The organism is Paeniglutamicibacter cryotolerans (genome assembly GCF_014190875.1).
Lineage (GTDB): Bacteria > Actinomycetota > Actinomycetes > Actinomycetales > Micrococcaceae > Paeniglutamicibacter > Paeniglutamicibacter cryotolerans.
The window spans coordinates 130,893-151,034 of sequence record NZ_JACHVS010000001.1 but is presented as its reverse complement, the minus strand read 5'-3'; the positions used below and the strand labels follow the sequence as shown (position 1 = coordinate 151,034).

Annotated in this window: 25 protein-coding genes; all 25 read left to right on the top strand. The window is 59.9% G+C overall.

Annotated features, from left to right (window positions below; translation table 11 throughout):
* Positions 1 to 67 precede the first annotated feature (67 nt).
* A complete protein-coding gene (gene fusA / locus E9229_RS00770) occupies positions 68 to 2,182 on the top strand; it encodes an elongation factor G (RefSeq protein ID WP_183509325.1) in 2,115 nt (704 codons plus the stop codon).
* 238 nt (positions 2,183 to 2,420) lie between these two features.
* Positions 2,421 to 3,611 (top strand): elongation factor Tu, encoded by a 1,191-nt coding sequence (tuf, locus tag E9229_RS00765; protein WP_183509323.1) that lies wholly within the window; start codon positions 2,421 to 2,423, stop codon positions 3,609 to 3,611.
* Positions 3,612 to 3,785: 174 nt separating this feature from the next.
* Positions 3,786 to 7,619 carry a hypothetical protein gene (locus E9229_RS00760; RefSeq protein ID WP_183509322.1) on the top strand — a complete coding sequence of 1,278 codons (3,834 nt, stop codon included), beginning with the start codon at positions 3,786 to 3,788 and terminating at the stop codon, positions 7,617 to 7,619.
* A 559-nt stretch (positions 7,620 to 8,178) separates the two neighbouring features.
* A complete protein-coding gene (gene rpsJ, locus E9229_RS00755) occupies positions 8,179 to 8,487 on the top strand; it encodes a 30S ribosomal protein S10 (protein ID WP_003803825.1) in 309 nt (102 codons plus the stop codon).
* A 19-nt stretch (positions 8,488 to 8,506) separates the two neighbouring features.
* Entirely contained in the window at positions 8,507 to 9,157 is a 651-nt protein-coding gene (gene rplC / locus E9229_RS00750) for a 50S ribosomal protein L3 (protein ID WP_183509321.1), read from the top strand.
* Positions 9,158 to 9,161: 4 nt separating this feature from the next.
* Complete coding sequence (gene rplD / locus E9229_RS00745) at positions 9,162 to 9,767, top strand: 50S ribosomal protein L4 (RefSeq protein ID WP_183509319.1); 606 nt, start codon at positions 9,162 to 9,164, stop codon at positions 9,765 to 9,767.
* Complete coding sequence (gene rplW / locus E9229_RS00740; protein WP_183509317.1) at positions 9,764 to 10,066, top strand: 50S ribosomal protein L23; 303 nt, start codon at positions 9,764 to 9,766, stop codon at positions 10,064 to 10,066. The genes rplD and rplW overlap by 4 nt, the downstream gene beginning before the upstream one ends.
* 30 nt (positions 10,067 to 10,096) lie before the next feature.
* A complete protein-coding gene (gene rplB, locus E9229_RS00735) occupies positions 10,097 to 10,936 on the top strand; it encodes a 50S ribosomal protein L2 (protein ID WP_183509316.1) in 840 nt (279 codons plus the stop codon).
* Positions 10,937 to 10,948: 12 nt separating this feature from the next.
* Entirely contained in the window at positions 10,949 to 11,230 is a 282-nt protein-coding gene (gene rpsS / locus E9229_RS00730; protein WP_183509315.1) for a 30S ribosomal protein S19, read from the top strand.
* A gap of 56 nt (positions 11,231 to 11,286) precedes the next feature.
* Positions 11,287 to 11,652, top strand: coding sequence for a 50S ribosomal protein L22 (gene rplV, locus E9229_RS00725; protein WP_183509314.1), 366 nt, complete (start codon positions 11,287 to 11,289; stop codon positions 11,650 to 11,652).
* Positions 11,653 to 12,486, top strand: coding sequence for a 30S ribosomal protein S3 (gene rpsC, locus E9229_RS00720; RefSeq protein WP_183509313.1), 834 nt, complete (start codon positions 11,653 to 11,655; stop codon positions 12,484 to 12,486).
* The gene (gene rplP, locus E9229_RS00715; RefSeq protein ID WP_183509312.1) at positions 12,487 to 12,903 is read left to right on the top strand and encodes a 50S ribosomal protein L16; all 417 of its coding nucleotides are present in this window, start codon (positions 12,487 to 12,489) and stop codon (positions 12,901 to 12,903) included. It begins immediately after the preceding gene.
* A gap of 2 nt (positions 12,904 to 12,905) precedes the next feature.
* Entirely contained in the window at positions 12,906 to 13,214 is a 309-nt protein-coding gene (rpmC, locus tag E9229_RS00710; RefSeq protein WP_183509311.1) for a 50S ribosomal protein L29, read from the top strand.
* Positions 13,214 to 13,501, top strand: coding sequence for a 30S ribosomal protein S17 (gene rpsQ, locus E9229_RS00705; RefSeq protein WP_183509309.1), 288 nt, complete (start codon positions 13,214 to 13,216; stop codon positions 13,499 to 13,501). Before rpmC ends, rpsQ begins: the two co-directional genes overlap by 1 nt.
* Before the next feature lie 368 nt (positions 13,502 to 13,869).
* Complete coding sequence (gene rplN, locus E9229_RS00700) at positions 13,870 to 14,238, top strand: 50S ribosomal protein L14 (RefSeq protein WP_071212943.1); 369 nt, start codon at positions 13,870 to 13,872, stop codon at positions 14,236 to 14,238.
* 2 nt (positions 14,239 to 14,240) lie between these two features.
* The gene (gene rplX, locus E9229_RS00695; RefSeq protein WP_183509307.1) at positions 14,241 to 14,585 is read left to right on the top strand and encodes a 50S ribosomal protein L24; all 345 of its coding nucleotides are present in this window, start codon (positions 14,241 to 14,243) and stop codon (positions 14,583 to 14,585) included.
* Positions 14,585 to 15,154 carry a 50S ribosomal protein L5 gene (rplE, locus tag E9229_RS00690; RefSeq protein WP_183509306.1) on the top strand — a complete coding sequence of 190 codons (570 nt, stop codon included), beginning with the start codon at positions 14,585 to 14,587 and terminating at the stop codon, positions 15,152 to 15,154. Before rplX ends, rplE begins: the two co-directional genes overlap by 1 nt.
* Before the next feature lie 62 nt (positions 15,155 to 15,216).
* Complete coding sequence (gene rpsH, locus E9229_RS00685) at positions 15,217 to 15,615, top strand: 30S ribosomal protein S8 (protein WP_183509304.1); 399 nt, start codon at positions 15,217 to 15,219, stop codon at positions 15,613 to 15,615.
* 20 nt (positions 15,616 to 15,635) lie between these two features.
* Positions 15,636 to 16,172 (top strand): 50S ribosomal protein L6, encoded by a 537-nt coding sequence (gene rplF / locus E9229_RS00680; RefSeq protein ID WP_183509303.1) that lies wholly within the window; start codon positions 15,636 to 15,638, stop codon positions 16,170 to 16,172.
* 2 nt (positions 16,173 to 16,174) lie between these two features.
* Positions 16,175 to 16,546, top strand: a complete 372-nt coding sequence (gene rplR, locus E9229_RS00675) for a 50S ribosomal protein L18 (protein WP_183509302.1) — start codon at positions 16,175 to 16,177, stop codon at positions 16,544 to 16,546.
* A 29-nt stretch (positions 16,547 to 16,575) separates the two neighbouring features.
* Entirely contained in the window at positions 16,576 to 17,256 is a 681-nt protein-coding gene (gene rpsE, locus E9229_RS00670; RefSeq protein WP_183509301.1) for a 30S ribosomal protein S5, read from the top strand.
* A 2-nt stretch (positions 17,257 to 17,258) separates the two neighbouring features.
* On the top strand, positions 17,259 to 17,465 hold the full coding sequence (rpmD, locus tag E9229_RS00665) for a 50S ribosomal protein L30 (RefSeq protein WP_183509299.1): 207 nt from the start codon (positions 17,259 to 17,261) through the stop codon (positions 17,463 to 17,465).
* 2 nt (positions 17,466 to 17,467) lie between these two features.
* Complete coding sequence (rplO, locus tag E9229_RS00660) at positions 17,468 to 17,923, top strand: 50S ribosomal protein L15 (RefSeq protein WP_183509298.1); 456 nt, start codon at positions 17,468 to 17,470, stop codon at positions 17,921 to 17,923.
* Positions 17,924 to 18,197: 274 nt separating this feature from the next.
* Positions 18,198 to 19,502, top strand: a complete 1,305-nt coding sequence (gene secY / locus E9229_RS00655; protein WP_183509297.1) for a preprotein translocase subunit SecY — start codon at positions 18,198 to 18,200, stop codon at positions 19,500 to 19,502.
* The gene (locus E9229_RS00650) at positions 19,499 to 20,065 is read left to right on the top strand and encodes an adenylate kinase (protein ID WP_183509295.1); all 567 of its coding nucleotides are present in this window, start codon (positions 19,499 to 19,501) and stop codon (positions 20,063 to 20,065) included. Before secY ends, E9229_RS00650 begins: the two co-directional genes overlap by 4 nt.
* Positions 20,066 to 20,142: the final 77 nt, after the last annotated feature.

Sequence of the window (20,142 nt, the reverse complement as noted above, 5' to 3'; positions counted from 1 at the left end):
CGACGGAATGGGCACTTAAGTGCCGATTCCGTCGTTGTACCGGACACAACCAACTAAGGGAGACATCGTGGCACAGGACGTGCTTACCGACCTCAATAAGGTCCGCAATATCGGCATCATGGCGCACATCGATGCCGGTAAGACCACCACCACGGAGCGCATCCTGTTCTACACGGGTGTGAACCACAAGCTCGGCGAAACGCACGATGGTGCTTCGACGACTGACTGGATGGAGCAGGAAAAGGAACGCGGCATCACGATTACGTCTGCCGCCGTAACCTGCTTCTGGAACAACAACCAGATCAACATCATTGACACCCCGGGTCACGTTGACTTCACCGTTGAGGTGGAGCGCTCCCTGCGCGTGCTCGATGGCGCCGTTGCCGTCTTCGATGGCAAGGAAGGCGTCGAGCCGCAGTCTGAGACTGTCTGGCGTCAGGCTGACAAGTACAACGTTCCGCGTATCTGCTTCGTCAACAAGATGGACAAGCTGGGTGCCGACTTCTACTACACCGTCGACACCATCATCAAGCGCCTTGGTGCCAAGCCGCTGGTCATGCAGCTGCCGATCGGCTCCGAGTCGGAGTTCACCGGCGTTGTCGACCTCCTGACGATGAAGGCTTTCGTCTGGGAAGGCGACTCCAAGGGCGACGTCACCATGGGTGCCGCCTACGAAATCCAGGAGATCCCCGCGGATCTTCAGGAAAAGGCCGAGGAATACCGCGCCAACCTGGTTGAGGCCGTCGCCGAGGGCTCTGACGAGCTCATGGAGAAGTTCCTCGAAGGCGAAGAGATCAGCATTGCTGAACTCAAGGCCGGCATTCGCAAGATGGTCATCAACTCGGAGATCTACCCGGTCTTCTGTGGTTCAGCCTTCAAGAACCGTGGCGTTCAGCCGATGCTTGATGCCGTTATCGACTTCCTTCCTAACCCGATGGATGTCGGCGCGACGATCGGTCACGATCCGAAGAACGAAGAAATCGAAATCACTCGCCAGCCGAGTGAAGACGAGCCGTTCTCGGCACTTGCTTTCAAGATCGCAACGCACCCGTTCTTCGGCCAGTTGAACTTCATCCGCGTGTACTCCGGTAAGGCAACTCCGGGTACTCAGCTGCTGAACTCGACGAAGCAGAAGAAGGAACGCATTGGCAAGCTCTTCCAGATGCACGCCAATAAGGAAATGCCGGTAGAAGAGGTCCACGCGGGCCACATCTACGCTGTGATTGGCCTCAAGGACACCACCACCGGTGATACCTTGTGCGATCCGGCCAACCCGATCGTTCTCGAATCGATGTCCTTCCCGGCACCGGTTATCTTCGTGGCCATCGAGCCGAAGACCAAGGGTGATCAGGAGAAGCTCTCCACGGCCATCCAGAAGCTCTCCGCTGAGGACCCGACGTTCACCGTTTCCCTCAACGAGGACACTGGCCAGACCGAAATCGGCGGCATGGGCGAGCTCCACCTGGATATCCTGGTGGACCGCATGCGCCGCGAATTCCGCGTCGAAGCCAATGTCGGCAAGCCGCAGGTTGCTTACCGCGAAACGATCAAGAAGGCCGCCGAAAAGGTCGACTTCACTCACAAGAAGCAGACCGGTGGCTCCGGCCAGTTCGCAAAGGTGCAGGTCACCTTCGAGCCGCTTGAGGTCGTTGATGGTGTCATCTACGAATTCAAGAACGCCGTCACCGGCGGCCGTATCCCGCGCGAGTACATCCCGTCGATCGACGCCGGTATCCAGGACGCCATGAAGTTTGGCATCCTGGCCGGTTACCCGATGGTCGGCGTGAAGGCAATCGTCCTCGACGGTGCCTACCACGACGTTGACTCCTCGGAAATGGCGTTCAAGATTGCTGGTTCACAGGTGTTCAAGGAAGGCGCACGCCGCGCCCAGCCGATCATCCTCGAGCCGGTCATGGATGTCGAAGTCCGTACTCCCGAGGAGTACATGGGCGATGTCATCGGTGACCTGAACTCCCGCCGTGGATCCATCGCCTCGATGGAAGACGCAGTGGGCGTGAAGGTTATCCGAGCTACGGTTCCGCTGTCTGAGATGTTTGGTTACATTGGTGACCTGCGTTCAAAGACCCAGGGTCGTGCCGTCTACTCGATGACCTTCGCTAGTTACGCTGAGGTCCCGAAGGCTGTTGCCGACGAGATCATCCAGAAGTCCCGCGGCGAGTAATCTCCCAAGGATGCATTATTGGTTGTGAACCCGGCAATCCGGGCAAGCACCGCAACGTGGATGCCCTGGCCTGGAATTCCAGGCCAGGGCCCCTGCGGGCCGACTGATGGACTCGGTAAGAGCCCCGATGGAAGCCAAGATTTAAAGAATTCATTCAGCCCCCAGTAGACTTGTATGAGTTCGCCCGCGATCCGAGTGGGCGAGGTACGTCTTCTGTAAACGTTTCTAGGAGGAACCTGTGGCAAAGGCAAAGTTCGAGCGGAACAAGCCGCACGTCAACATCGGCACCATTGGTCACGTTGACCACGGTAAGACCACGTTGACCGCCGCCATTTCCAAGGTGCTTGCTGACAAGTACCCGGATCTTAACGAGCAGCGCGATTTCTCGCAGATCGACTCGGCTCCGGAAGAGCGCCAGCGCGGCATTACCATCAACATCTCGCACGTTGAGTACCAGACCGAGAAGCGCCACTACGCGCACGTTGATGCCCCGGGTCACGCTGACTACATCAAGAACATGATCACCGGTGCTGCCCAGATGGACGGCGCTATCCTGGTGGTTGCCGCTACTGACGGCCCGATGGCTCAGACCCGCGAGCACGTTCTGCTGGCCCGCCAGGTTGGCGTGCCCTACCTGCTGGTCGCACTGAACAAGTCCGACATGGTCGATGACGAAGAGCTGCTTGACCTCGTGGAAATGGAAGTTCGCGAACTTCTGTCCTCGCAGGGCTTCGACGGCGACGAGGCACCGGTTGTCCGCGTTTCGGGCCTGAAGGCTCTGGAAGGCGACCCGGTTTGGGTCAAGTCCGTTGAGGACCTGATGGACGCCGTTGACGAGCACGTGCCGACCCCGGTTCGTGACCGCGACAAGCCGTTCCTGATGCCGGTTGAAGACGTCTTCACCATCACCGGCCGTGGCACCGTTGTTACGGGCCGCGCCGAGCGTGGTACCCTCGCCATCAACTCCGAGGTCGAGATCGTCGGCATCCGTCCGGTCCAGAAGACCACGGTTACCGGTATCGAGATGTTCCACAAGCAGCTCGACGAGGCTTGGGCCGGCGAGAACTGTGGTCTGCTTCTTCGCGGCATCAAGCGCGAAGACGTCGAGCGTGGCCAGGTTATCGTCAAGCCGGGTTCCATCACCCCGCACACCGATTTCGAGGCCAACGTCTACATCCTCTCGAAGGATGAAGGCGGACGTCACAACCCGTTCTACTCGAACTACCGCCCGCAGTTCTACTTCCGCACAACGGACGTAACCGGCGTCATCACCCTGCCCGAGGGCACGGAAATGGTCATGCCAGGCGACAACACCGAAATGTCGGTCGTGCTGATCCAGCCGATCGCCATGGAAGAGGGCCTCGGCTTCGCTATCCGCGAAGGCGGCCGCACCGTTGGTTCAGGCAAGGTCACCAAGATCACCGCTTAATTTCAAGCTTTGATCCTGGCCTGATTGGCTAACGAAAGACCCCGATGCTTCGGCATCGGGGTCTTTCGTCTTTTACCGGACATATATATCCATCAGTTAGTTTGAATGCGGGAAAAGTGGTTCTTCTAGGGTTAAGCTTGGATATTCAAGACTTTCCGGAGAAGGAGATTCCCCATGTGGTTGCTGTTGGCGGTCGTATGTCTGCTCATCGGGCTGCTCATCGGTTGGGGGCAGGGCCGGAACGGACAGGGCGCAACGAACCGGCTCAAGCTCGAGCTGGCCAAGGCCTGGCAACAGGGCTTCGACGCGGCAAGCGCATCTGCGGGTGCGAAGTCCACCACGCCAGGTTTCCCGCCTCCGAACAGACCGGAGCCTCAGCCGGTCTCGGCCCGGCAAGGAACGGCGCAGGACCTGCATGGACCAGCAAATTTCGGTACGACCGATGCCGGGAGCCCGATGGTTTCCGTACCCTTTGACCCTGTCCTCGTGACAGCGTCGCCGACACCGGTTTGGGTGCTGCCGCCGGCCGCCCAAAGGCCTGCACTGAGCCCTGAGCAGCGAACGCTCCGCAATATCAACATCACGCTGTATGTTGCTGCGCTGATGGTGGTTGCGGCCTCCTCCCTCATCATCGGTCTCGTCTTCCCCGCGCTGGTGAAAGTGCTCGGGCTGGGACTGCTGACCGTTGCTTTCTACACTGGTGGACTGCTGATGCATGCCAAAAGCAGTAGATTGCGGCCCGCCGCAGTCGCCTTCGCCGGGACAGGTCTGGCGCTGATCCCGATCACCGCTTTGGCCTATTACCTGCTGCTTGGAAAGGATTCGGGGGCCTCATGGTTTGGCGGTTCCCTAGTGGGAACGGCGGCATTTATTTTTGCCTGCTCGCGCATGAAAAGCCGGGTGCTTGCTGCCCTATCCACCGTGTTCCTCGTTTCTACAGCATGGTCCGGGGGAGCCGTTTTGAACCGCGGTTTGATTTGGTATTTCATTTTCAGCATGATTGTCGCTTCCGGCCTGACCCTATTGGCAGCCCGGCGACCACGCTGGCTCCATAGCATCTATCTGGAATCCTTCACTGCAGCACATCGTTTCCTGGTGCCTGCAACGGTTGCAGCAGCCTTGCTGTCCTTCAAGGTCCTCACCGCAGCCGAGTACCTCTGGGTCTTCACGGCCGCTGCGGTCTACTACACAGTGGCCTTTTTTCAGGCCGGCCCAGCCGAACGTCGCATTCACCTGATGGCAATCAGGTTAAGCGGAACGCTTGCTTTGAGTGCATTGCTGAGCCATTTCGAGGTCGGAAACGAAATGGCTTTTCGAGTCACTGCCTGCTTCGTATTGGCTCAACAGCTGACCGTCTTGGCAGCCCGCCGGCGCTATATGGGGCTGGCAGGGATGGATGAGTCCAAGCTGGCCGCTGAAACAAAGATTGTGCTTGGCGTGACGGCACTACTGGTACTTGCCGGTGGTGAACGCTGGATTGCGGGGGATCAAAGTGCCTGGGCCGTAGCTGATCTGAACTGGTCTATCCTGGCGCTGTTGCTGACGGCGGCCTGCGCAACACGCGTGCTCGGAGCAAAGCTGCGTTGGATGCCATTGTTGGCGGCATTGCCGGTAGTCGTTGAACCTTTCAATGGAGCTCCAGGTCGGCAGGGTTTGGTGCTGATCGCCGCGATCATCTTGGCCTGGTGGGCTGTCCGCCGGGTGGATCCTGTATTGCGTGGACAGGTGGGGCTTGCCATGAGGGCCCTGACGCCGATTACCGCTGCGGCTCTGGTTGGATGGCTAGCGGCGGGGGCCACCTTCGCACCGAGCATGGTGGGAGGCAGGGACGCATCCGTCGGCAGCCTTGTTCTCCAGGCCGCGGGTGTGGGATTCATTCTCATGACGATCCTTCAGCTGCTGGTTTCGGCGTCCCGCTTGAGCCCGTACCGAGCGAACACTTCTGTGGGCCAGAAATCAGTGGTTGCCTTTGTGCCCGAGGCGGTGATGTTAGCTGTAGGTTCCTTGACTGCCACCGCGGTGTTGGGGCTGCTCATCGGTGCCGGCGGTGTTTTCGACTTCAACGGAAGAACGGAGCCGGAATGGCTGTTGATGCCATGGGCAAGATTGATGGCAATAGTGCTGCTTATTGCATTGTTCGTTGCCGCCACCATTGTCTTGGGAACGCACTGGCATGAACGAGAACCTGCTTCCAATACCTCTAGAGATCTTGACTGGGTGGACCCGCGTGGGTCCGCGGCTGGCATGGCCAGATTGGTCGCCCACTTTATTGGGCTCTTGGGGATTGCTTTCGTCCTACCAGTCCTTGCTCTGATAGAGCCAGATTGGTTGCTGATCGCTGGAGCGAGCGTTGCGTTGGTTTATGTAGGGGGCCGCATATCCGCACCGGGACGCCCTCAGGTCAAGGGATGGTACGCAATTCTGGCACAGCTGCTCTTCACGGGTTCAGCGTTGCGGCTGGCTGATATGTGGGGTGCCGACGCGCACGGAAGAATGGCGCTAGCCGCGTTTACGCTGGCGCTCGCTCAATCATTCAGATTCTGGTTCAAAAATGGATCTTTGGGGTTCGGCGGGATCGGACTGCGCCGGGAAATGGGCTGGTTAACTCAGGGCGTTTTGCTCATGCTCCCTGTATCGTATGTCGCGTTTGCCGGCACACAGGTCGACCAGGCTGCGCTATTGGTCCAAGGACTGTGCCTGAGCGGATTCTCCCTGGGGTGGTGGCTGCGCGGAGATTCAGCACCGCATCTCGGCCTTCACAAGATGGCTTCTCTCGGAGTGGGCCTAGGGGTGTTGATCCTTGTGGTGACACCGGTGTGGGAACCGGGGCTGCGCGACGGGGGGTGGCTGCCGAAACCTCTGTGGGATTCGGTCGTGGCCACACTCTTGTGCACCGCACTTGCCACAGCGCTGCTCAAGGCTGAGGCCTCGGCTATCGGGGGAGTGGGATACCGAGGCTTGCGTGCATTCTTCGTCACGGTTTTCGCCGGGACGATTCTGGTGCTCCAGATAAGTGGTTCATCGAGCTGGATGCTGTTGGCCTACCTGCTCGGTGCCCTTGCTTTTGCGGTTTTCTCCGCGACTACAGGACGGGCAATACTGGTATCCGGCACGGTGTTGCTAACCGTTCCCGCCGCACTGGCCGCGATCAGTTGGTGGCATGAGGCTCTTCAACTGCGTTGGACTGAACCTGCCGATTCGGTTGCTGGACTCTCGACAGCAGCCGCGGTGTTGTTCATAGCGGGACTTGCCGGAGGCCGGTTCCATGCACCGATCATGTCATTGAAGGGCATTGGATCCGTACATCAGGGGTGGTGCAACGCCCACGCGCGGATACTTCACCTCGGCGCACTGCTGATTCTAGGCATGGCGGGGTTGATCGGTGCCACAAGTTTTGGAACCTGGGCCTATACCGGATGCATCCTGCTCGTGGTCGCGGCCTTCGCCGCCGGATGGACCGAATTTCCGGTTTCCCTCCGGGAAACCGGGATGGAAGCTGCCTTGCTGGTTGCTGCCGCTTCGGCGCAAAGAGGATGGACCGTGTATCGGGACGGAATCGACCTTTTCTGGGGTACCCAGTACTGGGTTGTCATCTTGGCCTTATTTGCGGGCTATGAATTCATGAGACGGCGTGGTGCTCGGGCGACTGTCCTTCTGGGGGCATCGGCGGGGCTTCTCAGTCTGGGCGCCATCGCCGGGTGGACACCGGGGCGCCAGCTCTGGATTCTGCTGGCTTACACGGGGCTGTTGGCCGCGGGGTTGCTGCTCAACCGCCGAACTTTTGTCATCTGGGGCGCTGTCGGCAGCGGGCTGATGGTGCTGTGGTTCCTGCGCGGATACACTTTCCTGTTGCTCTTTGTCCTGGCCGGTGGATTGATTGCCGTAGCCCTTTGGCGGCTTGCGCGAATGGGTAAACGCCAGCCACCGCAACATACGGGCGCGCCTGCCGCCCCGGTGCCCGAGGCAGCAGCGCTCGTGACACCCCCGCCGCCGCCGCCCGGCCGATAGCCAGCGGTCACAAAGACAGACGGTGACTTTTGCCACCTCACCTACGGTTAGACAGAATATCGATCGCCGCTCAGTGATGGGCATTGGCGGAGTTTCCGGCTTGAAAATGCGGGATTTTCGGCCCGGTACTCCCTTCATCAGCGCCGCTGGCCCAGCGGAGGACGTGAGCTGATGGAGACGTCGATTTGGCGTTTGGCTGCAATACCTGCCACACTGGACAAGTTGTTCGATAGCTTTTCCGTGCTCTCTGTCTGCCGATCGGTTCTCCGATACCGGGACAGTGGGTTATTCAACAGGGATCGCGTCTCGCCCGGGATAATGCCCGGGGCCAGGGAGCGGTACGGCCGAAGTGGAAAAGCGAAAGACGACACCCCCTCGAATTTCTACGGTTCGTGAAGCGCTAAAAACGCGACACGCCCGAGCGCGGGGGTCGGCCTCGGCGGGGTGAGGAACCCGGATTTCATCCGGATTCAGTCCGATATGAGGCGTGCCGGTCCGTCAAGGACCCGTAGGGCACAGTAATTTGACAGAGAGTGCTATCAGAAAGAGGCATGACGCCATGGCGGGACAAAAAATCCGCATCCGGCTGAAGTCGTATGACCACGAGGTCATTGACGTTTCTGCCCGGAAGATCGTTGAGACGGTCACGCGCGCAGGCGCAACCGTAGTTGGCCCTGTGCCGCTGCCGACGGAGAAGAACGTGTACTGCGTTATCCGTTCGCCGCACAAGTACAAGGACAGCCGTGAGCACTTTGAAATGCGCACGCACAAGCGTCTGATCGACATCATCGATCCGACCCCGAAGGCCGTAGATTCGCTGATGCGTCTCGACCTGCCGGCGGACGTCAACATCGAAATCAAGCTCTAGGGGAGGTGGCGAGAAAACTATGACCGCAACCCGTAATGTAAAGGGCCTGCTGGGCACGAAGCTCGGCATGACCCAGGTATGGGATGAGAACAACAACCTCATTCCGGTAACCGTTGTGCAGGCCGACAGCAACGTTGTCACCCAGCTTCGCAACGCCGAGCGCGATGGCTACGTAGCGGTTCAGATCGGCTACGGCCAGATCGACCCGCGCAAGGTCACCAAGCCGCTCGCAGGTCACTTCGAAGCAGCCGGGGTTACCCCGCGCCGCCACGTCGTTGAACTGCGCACCGCCGACGCCGCTTCCTACGCCCTGGGCCAGGAACTGTCCGTCGAGCTCTTCGCCGCCGGCCAGAAGGTCGACGTCGTTGGAACCTCCAAGGGCAAGGGCTTTGCCGGTGTCATGAAGCGTCACGGCTTCCACGGCGCTCCGGCATCGCACGGTGCTCACAAGAACCACCGTAAGCCGGGTTCCATTGGTGGAGCATCCACCCCGGGACGCGTCTTCAAGGGCCAGAAAATGGCCGGCCGCATGGGTGCCGAGCGCGTCACGACCATGAACCTCACGGTTCACGGTGTCGATGCCGAGAAGAACCTCCTGCTGATCAAGGGTGCCGTTCCCGGCCCCCGTGGCAAGGTCGTCCTCGTCCGCTCTGCCGTGAAGGGAGCATAAGTACATGTCTATCAAGGCACTCAACGTCGAACTCCCCTCCGGGATCTTTGATGTCCAGACGAACGTTCCGCTGCTGCACCAGGTCGTTGTGGCCCAGTTGGCTGCTGCTCGTCAGGGTACGCACAAGACCAAGACCCGCGCCGAGGTTTCCGGCGCAGGTCGCAAGCCGCACGCTCAGAAGGGCACCGGCCGCGCCCGTCAGGGTTCCATCCGTGCTCCTCACATGACCGGTGGTGGCGTCGTACACGGCCCGACCCCGCGTGACTACAGCCAGCGCACCCCCAAGAAGATGAAGGCTGCTGCACTGCGCGGCGCCCTGTCTGACCGCGCTCGCAACAACCGCGTTCACGTCATCGAAGCCCTGGTCGCCGGCACTACGCCGTCCACCAAGGAAGCACTGGCGAACCTTCGCGCTCTGTCCGAGCGCAAGAACCTGCTCGTAGTCATCGAGCGCAACAACGACGTAGCAGCACTTTCGGTGCGCAACATCGTTGAGGTGCACGTGCTCTACGTAGACCAGCTCAACACCTACGATGTGCTGGTTTCCGATGACATCATCTTCACCAAGGCAGCATTCGATGCCATGGTCCAGAAGGAGGAAGCCAAGTGAGCACCTTCTCCAAGGCTCCGCACGATGTGGTCATCGCACCCGTCGTCTCGGAAAAGAGCTACGGTCTGATCGACGAAGGCAAATACACCTTCCTGGTCGACCCGCGCTCGAACAAGACGGAAATCAAGCTGGCAGTGGAGAGCATCTTCAACGTCAAGGTTGATTCCGTCAACACCCTTAATCGTGTTGGCAAGCGCAAGCGCACCAAATTCGGATGGGGTGCACGCAAAGCTACCAAGCGCGCGATCGTTTCCCTTAAAGAAGGCACGATCGACATCTTCGGCGGTCCGCTTTCTTAAGCGGAGACCACTTTAACGAGGAAATATACTATGGGAATCCGTAAATACAAGCCGACTACCCCGGGCCTTCGCGGCTCGAGCGTAGCTGACTTCGCAGAAATCACCCGGTCCACCCCGGAAAAGTCGTTGCTCCGCCCGCTCCACAAGACTGGCGGCCGTAACAACACCGGTAAGATCACCACCCGTCACAAGGGTGGCGGACACAAGCGCCAGTACCGTCTGATCGACTTCCGTCGTCACGACAAGGACGGCGTGCCGGCAAAGGTCGCTCACATCGAGTATGACCCGAACCGCACGGCTCGCATTGCGCTGCTGCACTACATTGATGGAACCAAGCGTTACATCATTGCCCCGAACAAGCTGAAGCAGGGCGACTCGATTGAAGCCGGCGCAGGCGCCGACATCAAGCCGGGCAACAACCTGCCGCTGCGCAACATCCCGGTGGGTACCGTTATCCACGCCGTGGAGCTGCGTCCGGGTGGCGGCGCCAAGATGGGCCGCTCCGCCGGTGCATCGATCCAGCTGGTTGCCCGTGAGGGCCGCTTCGCTCAGCTGCGTCTGCCGTCGGGCGAAATCCGCAACGTTGATGTGCGCTGCCGCGCAACCATCGGCGAGGTTGGCAACGCCGAGCAGTCGAACATCAACTGGGGCAAGGCAGGGCGCATGCGCTGGAAGGGCGTCCGCCCGACCGTCCGTGGCGTTGCCATGAACCCGGTAGATCACCCGCACGGTGGTGGCGAGGGTAAGACGTCCGGTGGACGTCACCCCGTCAACCCGAACGGTAAGCGTGAAGGACGCACCCGTCGTCCGAACAAGGAAAGCGACAAGCTCATTGTGCGTCGCCGTCGTACCGGCAAGAACAAGCGATAGGAGCCTGGAAACATGCCACGCAGCCTGAAGAAAGGCCCCTTCGTCGATCAGCACCTCTTCCTCAAGGTCGAAGCTGAAAACGAAAAGGGCACCAAAAACGTCATCAAGACGTGGTCCCGCCGTTCGATGATCATCCCCGACATGCTGGGGCACACGATCGCCGTGCACGACGGACGCAAGCACATCCCTGTGTTTGTCACCGAGTCGATGGTCGGGCACAAGCTCGGCGAATTCGCTTTGACGCGGACGTTCCGCAGCCACGTGAAGGACGACAAGAAGGGCAAGCGCCGCTAACCCCCTGGGGTTAGCGAGTGCTTAGCACTTCTTCGATAGACGAGAGAAGGAAAGCAATGGAAGCCAAGGCAATTGCGCGCCATATCCGCGTAACGCCTATGAAGGCCCGGCGCGTCGTCAACCTTGTTCGTGGCAAGCAAGCGAATGAGGCATTGGCGATTCTGAAGTTTGCTCCTCAGCAGGCATCGGAACCGGTATTCAAGGTTGTAGCGTCGGCCGTGGCAAATGCCCGTGCCGCCGCAGATCGCGACGGAGTCGCGTTCAACGAAGACGAGCTGTTCATCAGCGAAGCGTTTGTTGACGAGGGCCCGACCATGAAGCGGTTCCAGCCGCGTGCTCAGGGTCGTGCATACCAGATCAAGAAGCGCACCAGCCACATCACTGTGGTCGTTGCGAGCCCGGAGAAGGGTGGGGAAAAGTAAATGGGACAGAAAGTCAACCCGCATGGGTTCCGACTCGGTATCACTACCGACCACGTTTCGCACTGGTTCGCAGACAGCAACAAGCCAGGTCAGCGCTACAAGGACTTCGTTCGTGAGGACGTAAAGATCCGCGAGCTCATGACCACTGGCATGGAGCGCGCAGGCATCGCCCGCGTTGAGATCGAGCGTACTCGTGACCGTGTGCGTGTGGATATCCACACCGCACGCCCGGGCATCGTTATCGGCCGCCGCGGCGCCGAAGCCGATCGCATCCGTGGCGAGCTGGAAAAGCTCACCGCAAAGCAGGTTCAGCTGAACATCCTCGAGGTCAAGAACCCCGAGATCGAAGCTCAGCTTGTTGCTCAGGGCATCGCCGAGCAGCTGACTTCCCGCGTGGCTTTCCGCCGTGCGATGAAGAAGGCAATGCAGTCGGCCATGCGCGCCGGAGCCAAGGGCATCCGTGTCCAGTGCTCGGGTCGCCTGGGTGGGGCCGAAATGTCCCGCAAGGAGTTCTACCGCGAAGGCCGTGTGCCGCTGCACACCCTGCGTGCGAACATCGACTACGGCAAGTTCGAAGCCAAGACCACCTTCGGCCGCATCGGCGTGAAGGTTTGGATCTACAAGGGCGACGTGACCTCGAAGGAACTGGCAGCTCAGGCTGCAGCAGCTCCGGCTCGTGGCCGCGGCGAACGTGGCGATCGTCCGGGCGGCGCTCGTCCGGCCGCCGGTGGCGAACGCCGTCGTCGTAACGACCGCAACACCGCTGCTCCGGCAGCTGAAGCAGCAGCAGCTGTAGAGGCACCGGCGGCGGCTGTAGAAGGAGGACAGGCTTAAATGCTTATCCCACGCCGAGTTAAGTACCGCAAGCAGCACCACCCCGGTCGGAGTGGCGCAGCAACTGGCGGAACGACGGTAGCCTTCGGTGAGTACGGCATCCAGGCTCTAACGCCTGCATACGTCACGAACCGCCAGATTGAGGCCGCTCGTATCGCCATGACCCGTCACATCAAGCGCGGCGGAAAGGTCTGGATCAACATCTACCCGGACCGTCCGTTGACGAAGAAGCCTGCCGAAACCCGTATGGGTTCCGGTAAGGGTTCGCCTGAGTGGTGGATCGCAAACGTCAAGCCGGGACGAGTTCTCTTCGAGCTCTCCGGTGTAAGTGAAGAGGTAGCTCGCGAGGCACTGCGCCTGGCAATCCATAAGCTGCCGCTTAAGGCACGCATCGTGCGTCGTGAGGGTGGTGAATAGGAATGGCAATCGGATCCAAGGATCTCGTAACCGAGCAGCTGGACGGCTTTGATAACGCCCGTCTGGTTGAGGAACTGAAGAAGGCCAAGGAGGAGCTGTTCAACCTCCGTTTCCAGTCGGCCACCGGTCAGCTCGAATCGCACGGCCGTCTGAAGACTGTCAAGCGCGACATCGCCCGCATCTACACGGTGCTGCGCGAACGCGAACTGGGCATTCGTCAGGAAGTCGTCGTTCCGGTTGAGGAAGCCAAGAAGGCTAAGAAGTCTTCCAAGAAGGCGACCGAAGCCGAAGCGACTGAGGAAGCCAAGTAATGAGCGAGAAGGAGAACGCAGTGGCTGCAGCAGCAGAGCGCGGCGACCGCAAGACCCTCCGCGGGTACGTGGTTTCCGACAAGATGCAGAAGACCATCGTCGTTGACGTCGAGGACCGTGTTAAGCACGCCCTTTACGGCAAGGTGTTGCGTCGCAACAAGAACGTGAAGGCTCACGACGAAGAGAACAGCGCCGGCATCGGCGACCTCGTTGTCATCGTTGAGACCCGTCCGCTGTCCGCTGACAAGCGCTGGCGTCTCGTGGAGATCGTCGAAAAGGCTAAGTAGCCTGATCGTCGTTCCCACTCGGAACGTTCGGACCGCCTAGTGCGGACCACCTGAGCGAGGCCCGAAATCCCGTGTTTATCACAGGATTTCGGGTCTCGCTCTTTTTAACGTAAGATTGAAATCCTGTGCGTCTTGTATGTAGAGACTATCCACCTCTCGATTCGAGACTACTAGTGCCCAGAAGCCGGCTTGCCGCCGGATTCTAGGGTGCGGCACGGCTCTGCGGCGCATCGCCTCGGCCCTGTCTCCCCAGCAGCAGCGAACTTGTTCGCCACTGTTTGGAGATGGGGGTAAGCGACAGCCGGAGATGGACCATATCTGTTCCGCTAGGCTCCCTGGGAGAACCGGCGAGACGACAGGAGTAAAAAGTGATTCAGCAGGAATCGCGACTGAAGGTTGCCGATAACACCGGTGCTAAGGAAATCCTTACCATTCGTGTTCTCGGGGGCTCAGGCCGTCGCTACGCAGGCATCGGCGACGTTATCGTCGCTACCGTCAAGGATGCAATCCCGGGCGGAAACGTAAAGAAGGGTGACGTCGTCAAGGCTGTCATCGTTCGCACCAAGAAGGAACGTCGCCGCGTCGACGGTTCCTACATCAAGTTCGATGAGAACGCCGCCGTAATCCTCAAGGCTGACGGCGAACCCCGCGGAACCCGTATTTTCGGACCGGTTGGGCGTGAGCTTCGCGATAAGAAGTTCATGAAGATCGTTTCCCTGGCTCCGGAGGTGCTGTAACCATGGGTGCAAAAATCAAAAAGGGTGACCTGGTTCAGGTCATCGCTGGCTCGGACAACGGCAAGCAGGGCAAGGTCCTGAAGGTCGTCACCGAGACCAACCGCGTGTTGGTTGAGGGCGTTAATCGCGTCACCAAGCACACCAAGGCAGGCCAGACCGAGCGTGGCACGCAGACCGGCGGCATCGAGGTTGTTGAAGCCCCGATCCACGCGTCGAACGTCGCCATCGTTGACCCGGAAACCAAGAAGCCGACCCGCGTCGGTTTCCGCGAGGAATCTGTGGAAAAGAACGGCGTGAAGAAGACTGTGCGTGTTCGTTACGCCAAGGCTTCCGGAAAGGCACTGTAATGACTGAAGCAGCTGTGAATATCCAGCCCCGCCTCAAGGCCAAGTACGCCGCGGAAATCCGCGAGGCCATGCAGAACGAATTCAAGTACGAAAACGTTATGCAGATCCCGGGCCTGGTCAAGGTCGTCGTGAACATGGGTGTTGGCGAAGCCGCCAAGGATTCCAAGCTCATCGACGGCGCAGTCCGCGACCTCACCGCCATCACCGGCCAGAAGCCGCTGGTTACCAAGGCACGCAAGTCGATCGCACAGTTCAAGCTGCGCGAAGGCATGCCGATTGGTACCCACGCAACGCTTCGCGGCGATCGCATGTGGGAATTCCTCGACCGCTTGGTAACCCTTGCACTGCCCCGTATCCGCGACTTCCGCGGCCTGAGCGGCAAGCAGTTCGACGGTAACGGCAACTACACCTTCGGTCTGACGGAACAGTCCATGTTCCACGAAATCGACCAGGATTCCATCGACCGCGTTCGCGGCATGGATATCACCGTAGTTACCACGGCCAAGACTGATGCGGAAGGTCGCGCGCTGCTTAAGGCGCTTGGCTTCCCGTTCAAGACCGACAACTAGACTAACTACGTTGCAGGTCCGTGCTTGCGCGGAAACCGTAACGAGGAAGGGCAGAAGCCCAAATGACAATGACAGATCCTGTCGCAGATATGCTGACTCGTCTGCGCAACGCCAACTCGGCTTACCACGACACGGTATCCATGCCGTCGTCGAAGCTGAAGGTGCGCGTTGCTCAGATCCTTAAGGAACAGGGCTACATCGGCTCCTTCGTTGAGGAAGCAGCCGAGGTTGGCAAGACGCTGACCATCAGCCTGAAGTTCGGCCCGAGCCGCGAGCGTTCAATCGCTGGCGTTCGCCGTATTTCGAAGCCGGGCCTGCGTGTATACGCAAAGTCCACCAACTTGCCGCATGTCCTCGGGGGCCTCGGCATCGCTATCCTGTCCACGTCCTCCGGTCTGCTTACCGACCGCCAGGCAGCCAAGAAGGGTGTAGGTGGGGAAGTCCTCGCCTACGTCTGGTAACCGGAAAGGGATTAGAAACCATGTCACGTATTGGACGTCTTCCCATCACGGTTCCTGCCGGCGTTGAGGTAAAGATCGACGGAGATACCGTCTCCGTCAAGGGTGCAAAGGGCGAGCTGAACCACGTAGTGGCCAGCCCGATCTCCGTTGTACTGGACGAAGCCACGATTACGGTCTCGCGCCCGAACGACGAGCGGGATTCCCGTTCGTTGCACGGCCTGACCCGCACCCTGATCGAGAACATGATCATCGGTGTTACCGCTGGCTACGAAAAGAAGCTGGAAATCCACGGTACGGGTTACCGCGTTGTAGCGAAGGGCCAGAGCCTCGAGTTCGCCCTGGGCTTCTCGCACCCGGTCATCGTTGAGCCGCCGGTAGGCATCACGTTTACCGTTGAGGGCAACACGAAGATCACCGTTTCCGGCATTGACAAGCAGGCTGTGGGCGAAGTTTCCGCCAACATCCGCAAGCTGCGCAGGCCGGACCCGTACAAGGGTAAGGGCGTGCGCTACGCAGGCGAAATCCTGCGTCGCAAGGTCGGAAAGGCCGGTAAGTAACCATGGCTCTCGGAATCAAGGGTAAGAGCAAGGCAGCCGCACGCGGCCGTCGTCACCTGCGTGTTCGTAAGCGCATCACAGGCACCGAGGCGCGTCCGCGCCTGGTCGTCAACCGTTCGGCACGTCACATGTTCGTGCAGATCGTCGATGACAGCAAGGGCATCACCGTGGCGTCCGCGTCCACGTTGGAAGCAGACTTGCGCGCCCTCGACGGTGACAAGACCGCCAAGGCCAAGCGCGTTGGTGAGCTCGTCGCCGAGCGTGCCAAGGCTGCTGGCATCGATGCAGTGGTCTTCGATCGCGGCGGCAACAAGTACCACGGTCGCGTGGCAGCTGTTGCAGACGGCGCACGCGAAGGTGGGCTGGCACTGTGAGCGAAGCTACTAACAAGAAGGAAACTCAGGTGTCTGAAGCTACCGAGGCAGTCGAGACTGCTGCTGCTCCCGCCGCGGACAACGCCGGCGCTCGTCGCGGCGAAAGCCGTGGACGTGGCGGCGAAAGCCGCGGACGTGGCGAGGGTCGTGGCCGTGGCCGCGATTCGAAGGACAGCCGCAACGAAGACAAGGACAAGTTCCTTGAGCGCGTTGTAGCGATCAACCGCGTTTCCAAGGTCGTCAAGGGCGGCCGTCGCTTTAGCTTCACCGCACTTGTTGTGGTTGGAGACGGCAACGGCATGGTCGGCGTCGGCTACGGCAAGGCCAAGGAAGTTCCCGCGGCCATCGCCAAGGGCGTTGAAGAAGCAAAGAAGTCCTTCTTCCGCGTTCCCCGCATCGGCACCACCATCCCGCACATGGTGCAGGGTGAAGCCGCTGCAGGCGTCGTTCTGCTTCGTCCGGCGTCCCCGGGTACCGGCGTCATCGCCGGTGGTCCGGTTCGCGCCGTGCTCGAATGCGCAGGCATCCACGACGTTCTTTCCAAGTCCATGGGTTCCACGAACCAGATCAACATCGTCCACGGTACCGTGGCCGCGTTGAAGGCCCTGGAAGAGCCGGCAGCAGTTGCCGCTCGCCGTGGGTTGCCGTTGGATGAAGTTGTTTCGGAGCAGATGCTGCGTAACATCCAGAACCAGAAGGCAGGTGCGTAATAGTGGCTAAGAACATTATCCCTAGCGACGCGACGCTGGCAATCACCCAGATCAAGTCCACCATTGGTGGCAAGCAGAACCAGCGCGATACCCTGCGTTCACTCGGCCTGAAGCGCATCGGACACACCGTGTTCCGTACCGCCGATGCTGTGACCGTTGGCATGATCAACACGGTTCCGCACCTCTTAAAGGTTGAGGAGGCGAAGTAATCATGGCTGAAAAAGACAACGCATTGAAGGTTCACCACCTGCGTCCGGCCGAAGGCGCCAAAACCCGTAAGACCCGTGTGGGTCGCGGTGAAGGCTCCAAGGGCAAGACTGCTGGTCGTGGCACCAAGGGCACCAAGGCACGCTACCAGGTCAAGGCCGGCTTCGCCGGCGGCCAGCTGCCGTTGCACATGCGCCTTCCGAAGCTTCGCGGCTTCAAGAACCCGTTCCGCGTCGAGTTCCAGGTTGTCAACCTGGACAAGATCTCGGAGCTGTTCCCCGAAGGTGGCGAGGTCACTGTCGAGGCACTGGTCGAGAAGGGTGCAGTTCGCAAGAACCAGCCCGTCAAGGTCCTGGGCACCGGCGACATCACCGTCAAGGTCGACGTGAAGGTCAACGCCTTCTCGAAGTCGGCTTCTGAGAAGATCGCCGCTGCCGGCGGCTCGGTTATCGAGCTCTAAGCCAGCTGGTCATCTGATCAACTGAAGAAGGTCCCATCCGGACCGGGATATCCCGGTTTCGGATGGGACCTTCTTTTCGTTTACCGGGCTCCATTGACGCACTGAGGAAGCTGTTTTTATGTCTGTGGCGTGGGCTGCGGAGAATACGCCGGAGACGGAGGATTGCCGTCATGCTTGAAATCACGCGCTACATTTGCGCGGTGAGGGGCATCACCCGGTAGACTCAGGAGGTCAACTCCGGCCCTAGCCGGATCCACATCATTCAGGAGGACGCTTGTTCAGCGCCATTGCCCGGGTATTCCGGACGCCTGACCTGCGACGCAAGTTGTTGTTCACGCTCGGCATCATAGCGATCTATCGCATTGGTGTTTACATACCCGCACCCGGAGTTAACTACGGAAACGTCCAGATGTGCTTGGAGGCGAGCAACACCACTGGTGGTCTTTACCAGTTTGTGAACCTCTTCAGCGGCGGCGCCCTCCTGCAGGTGTCTGTCTTCGCGATGGGCATCATGCCCTACATCACGGCATCGATCATCGTTCAGCTTCTACGCGTGGTCATTCCCCGCTTCGAGGAACTGCACAAGGAAGGCCAGTCCGGCCAGGCGATCCTCACGCAGTACACCCGCTACCTGACCATTGCCTTGGGCCTGCTTCAGGCAACTACACTGGTCTCGTTGGCGCGCAGCGGCACCTTGTTCCCGGGCTGCCAGTTCCCCGTGGTTCCCGATGAATCGCTGATTGTCATCCTCTTGATGATCATCACGCTGACAGCGGGCACCGGCCTGATCATGTGGATGGGCGAAATGATCACGGAGAGCGGCGTCGGCAACGGCATGTCCATCCTGATCTTCATCTCCATCGCCTCGGGCTTCCCGACTTCCATGGGGACCATCGCCAACACGCAGGGCTGGGGCACCTTCGTTGGTGTCATTATCATCGGTCTGGCGATCGTCGCACTGGTGGTCTTCGTTGAACAGTCACAGCGCCGGATCCCGGTCCAGTACGCCAAACGCATGGTGGGACGCCGGACCGTCGGTGGAACTTCAACCTACATCCCGATCAAGGTCAACATGGCCGGCGTCATTCCGGTCATCTTTGCCTCCTCGATGTTGGCGCTGCCGAGCATGCTGACGCAGTTCAACGTGCGCGCGGATGGGACTATGCCGGAGTGGGCCATTTGGCTGCAGTCCAACTTCTCCGGCTCCTCGCCGTTGTACATGATCGTCTATACGCTGTTGATCATTGCCTTCACCTACTTCTATGTCGCGATCACCTTCAACCCGACCGAGGTTGCCGACAACATGAAGAAGTACGGTGGGTTCATCCCGGGCATCCGCGCAGGACGTCCGACGGCGGAGTACCTGGAATACGTGCTCAGCCGCATCACACTGCCCGGAGCCATTTACCTGGCATTCGTGGCCCTGATCCCGTTGATCGCGTTCGTGTTGATCAACGCCGATCACAACTTCCCCTTTGGCGGCACCTCGATCCTCATCATGGTTGGCGTGGGTCTTGAGACCGTCAAGCAAATCAACGCTCAAATGCAGCAGCGCAACTACGAAGGACTTCTGCGATGACCAAACTGTTGATCATTGGCCCTCCCGGTTCGGGCAAGGGCACCCAGGCTGCACGGATTTCCGAACGCCTCAACGTGGTGGCTATTTCCACCGGCGATATTTTCCGCGCCAACGTGAAGGAACAGACCGAGTTGGGACTGGAGGCGAAGAAGTACATCGACGCCGGAAACTTCGTCCCGGATTCCGTCACCAACAACATGGTCCGGGACCGTCTGGCCCAGGCCGACGCGGCTGAGGGCTTCCTGCTCGATGGCTACCCGCGTACCAGCGCCCAAGTCGACGAACTCGACTCGATCCTCGGTGACGAGGCACTGGACGCCGTGCTGCAGCTGACCGCCGACGACGAGGAACTCATCGCCCGCCTGCTCAAGCGCGCACAGATCGAAGGTCGTGCCGATGACACCGAGGACGTCATCCGCCACCGCCTTGCCCTGTACCACGAGCAGACCCAGGTCGTCGTCGACCGATACCTGGACCGCGGCATTGTCCGCCAGGTGGACGGACTCGGCGATATCGACGATGTGACCGCGCGCGTGCTCAACGCGTTGGGCCAGAACGTCTAACACCCCCCCCGTGTTGAACCAGTGAGGATCCCCGCCCGCCCGGCGGGGATCCTCACTGGTCTTATGTGGGATATTTA

Excerpts from the sequence above, each read along its gene's own strand:
- rplO (WP_183509298.1), top strand. The coding sequence starts at position 17,468 with ATGGCTGAAAAAGACAACGCATTGAAGGTTCACCACCTGCGTCCGGCC.
- rplR (WP_183509302.1), top strand. The coding sequence starts at position 16,175 with ATGGCTCTCGGAATCAAGGGTAAGAGCAAGGCAGCCGCACGCGGCCGT.
- rpmC (WP_183509311.1), top strand. The coding sequence starts at position 12,906 with ATGGCAATCGGATCCAAGGATCTCGTAACCGAGCAGCTGGACGGCTTT.
- E9229_RS00760 (WP_183509322.1), top strand. The coding sequence starts at position 3,786 with ATGTGGTTGCTGTTGGCGGTCGTATGTCTGCTCATCGGGCTGCTCATC.
- rpsQ (WP_183509309.1), top strand. The coding sequence starts at position 13,214 with ATGAGCGAGAAGGAGAACGCAGTGGCTGCAGCAGCAGAGCGCGGCGAC.
- rplV (WP_183509314.1), top strand. The coding sequence starts at position 11,287 with ATGGAAGCCAAGGCAATTGCGCGCCATATCCGCGTAACGCCTATGAAG.
- rplX (WP_183509307.1), top strand. The coding sequence starts at position 14,241 with ATGGGTGCAAAAATCAAAAAGGGTGACCTGGTTCAGGTCATCGCTGGC.
- rplE (WP_183509306.1), top strand. The coding sequence starts at position 14,585 with ATGACTGAAGCAGCTGTGAATATCCAGCCCCGCCTCAAGGCCAAGTAC.
- rplF (WP_183509303.1), top strand. The coding sequence starts at position 15,636 with ATGTCACGTATTGGACGTCTTCCCATCACGGTTCCTGCCGGCGTTGAG.
- E9229_RS00650 (WP_183509295.1), top strand. The coding sequence starts at position 19,499 with ATGACCAAACTGTTGATCATTGGCCCTCCCGGTTCGGGCAAGGGCACC.
- rpsH (WP_183509304.1), top strand. The coding sequence starts at position 15,217 with ATGACAATGACAGATCCTGTCGCAGATATGCTGACTCGTCTGCGCAAC.
- rplC (WP_183509321.1), top strand. The coding sequence starts at position 8,507 with ATGACCGCAACCCGTAATGTAAAGGGCCTGCTGGGCACGAAGCTCGGC.
- rpsJ (WP_003803825.1), top strand. The coding sequence starts at position 8,179 with ATGGCGGGACAAAAAATCCGCATCCGGCTGAAGTCGTATGACCACGAG.
- rplD (WP_183509319.1), top strand. The coding sequence starts at position 9,162 with ATGTCTATCAAGGCACTCAACGTCGAACTCCCCTCCGGGATCTTTGAT.
- rplP (WP_183509312.1), top strand. The coding sequence starts at position 12,487 with ATGCTTATCCCACGCCGAGTTAAGTACCGCAAGCAGCACCACCCCGGT.
- rplB (WP_183509316.1), top strand. The coding sequence starts at position 10,097 with ATGGGAATCCGTAAATACAAGCCGACTACCCCGGGCCTTCGCGGCTCG.
- rpsC (WP_183509313.1), top strand. The coding sequence starts at position 11,653 with ATGGGACAGAAAGTCAACCCGCATGGGTTCCGACTCGGTATCACTACC.
- rpsS (WP_183509315.1), top strand. The coding sequence starts at position 10,949 with ATGCCACGCAGCCTGAAGAAAGGCCCCTTCGTCGATCAGCACCTCTTC.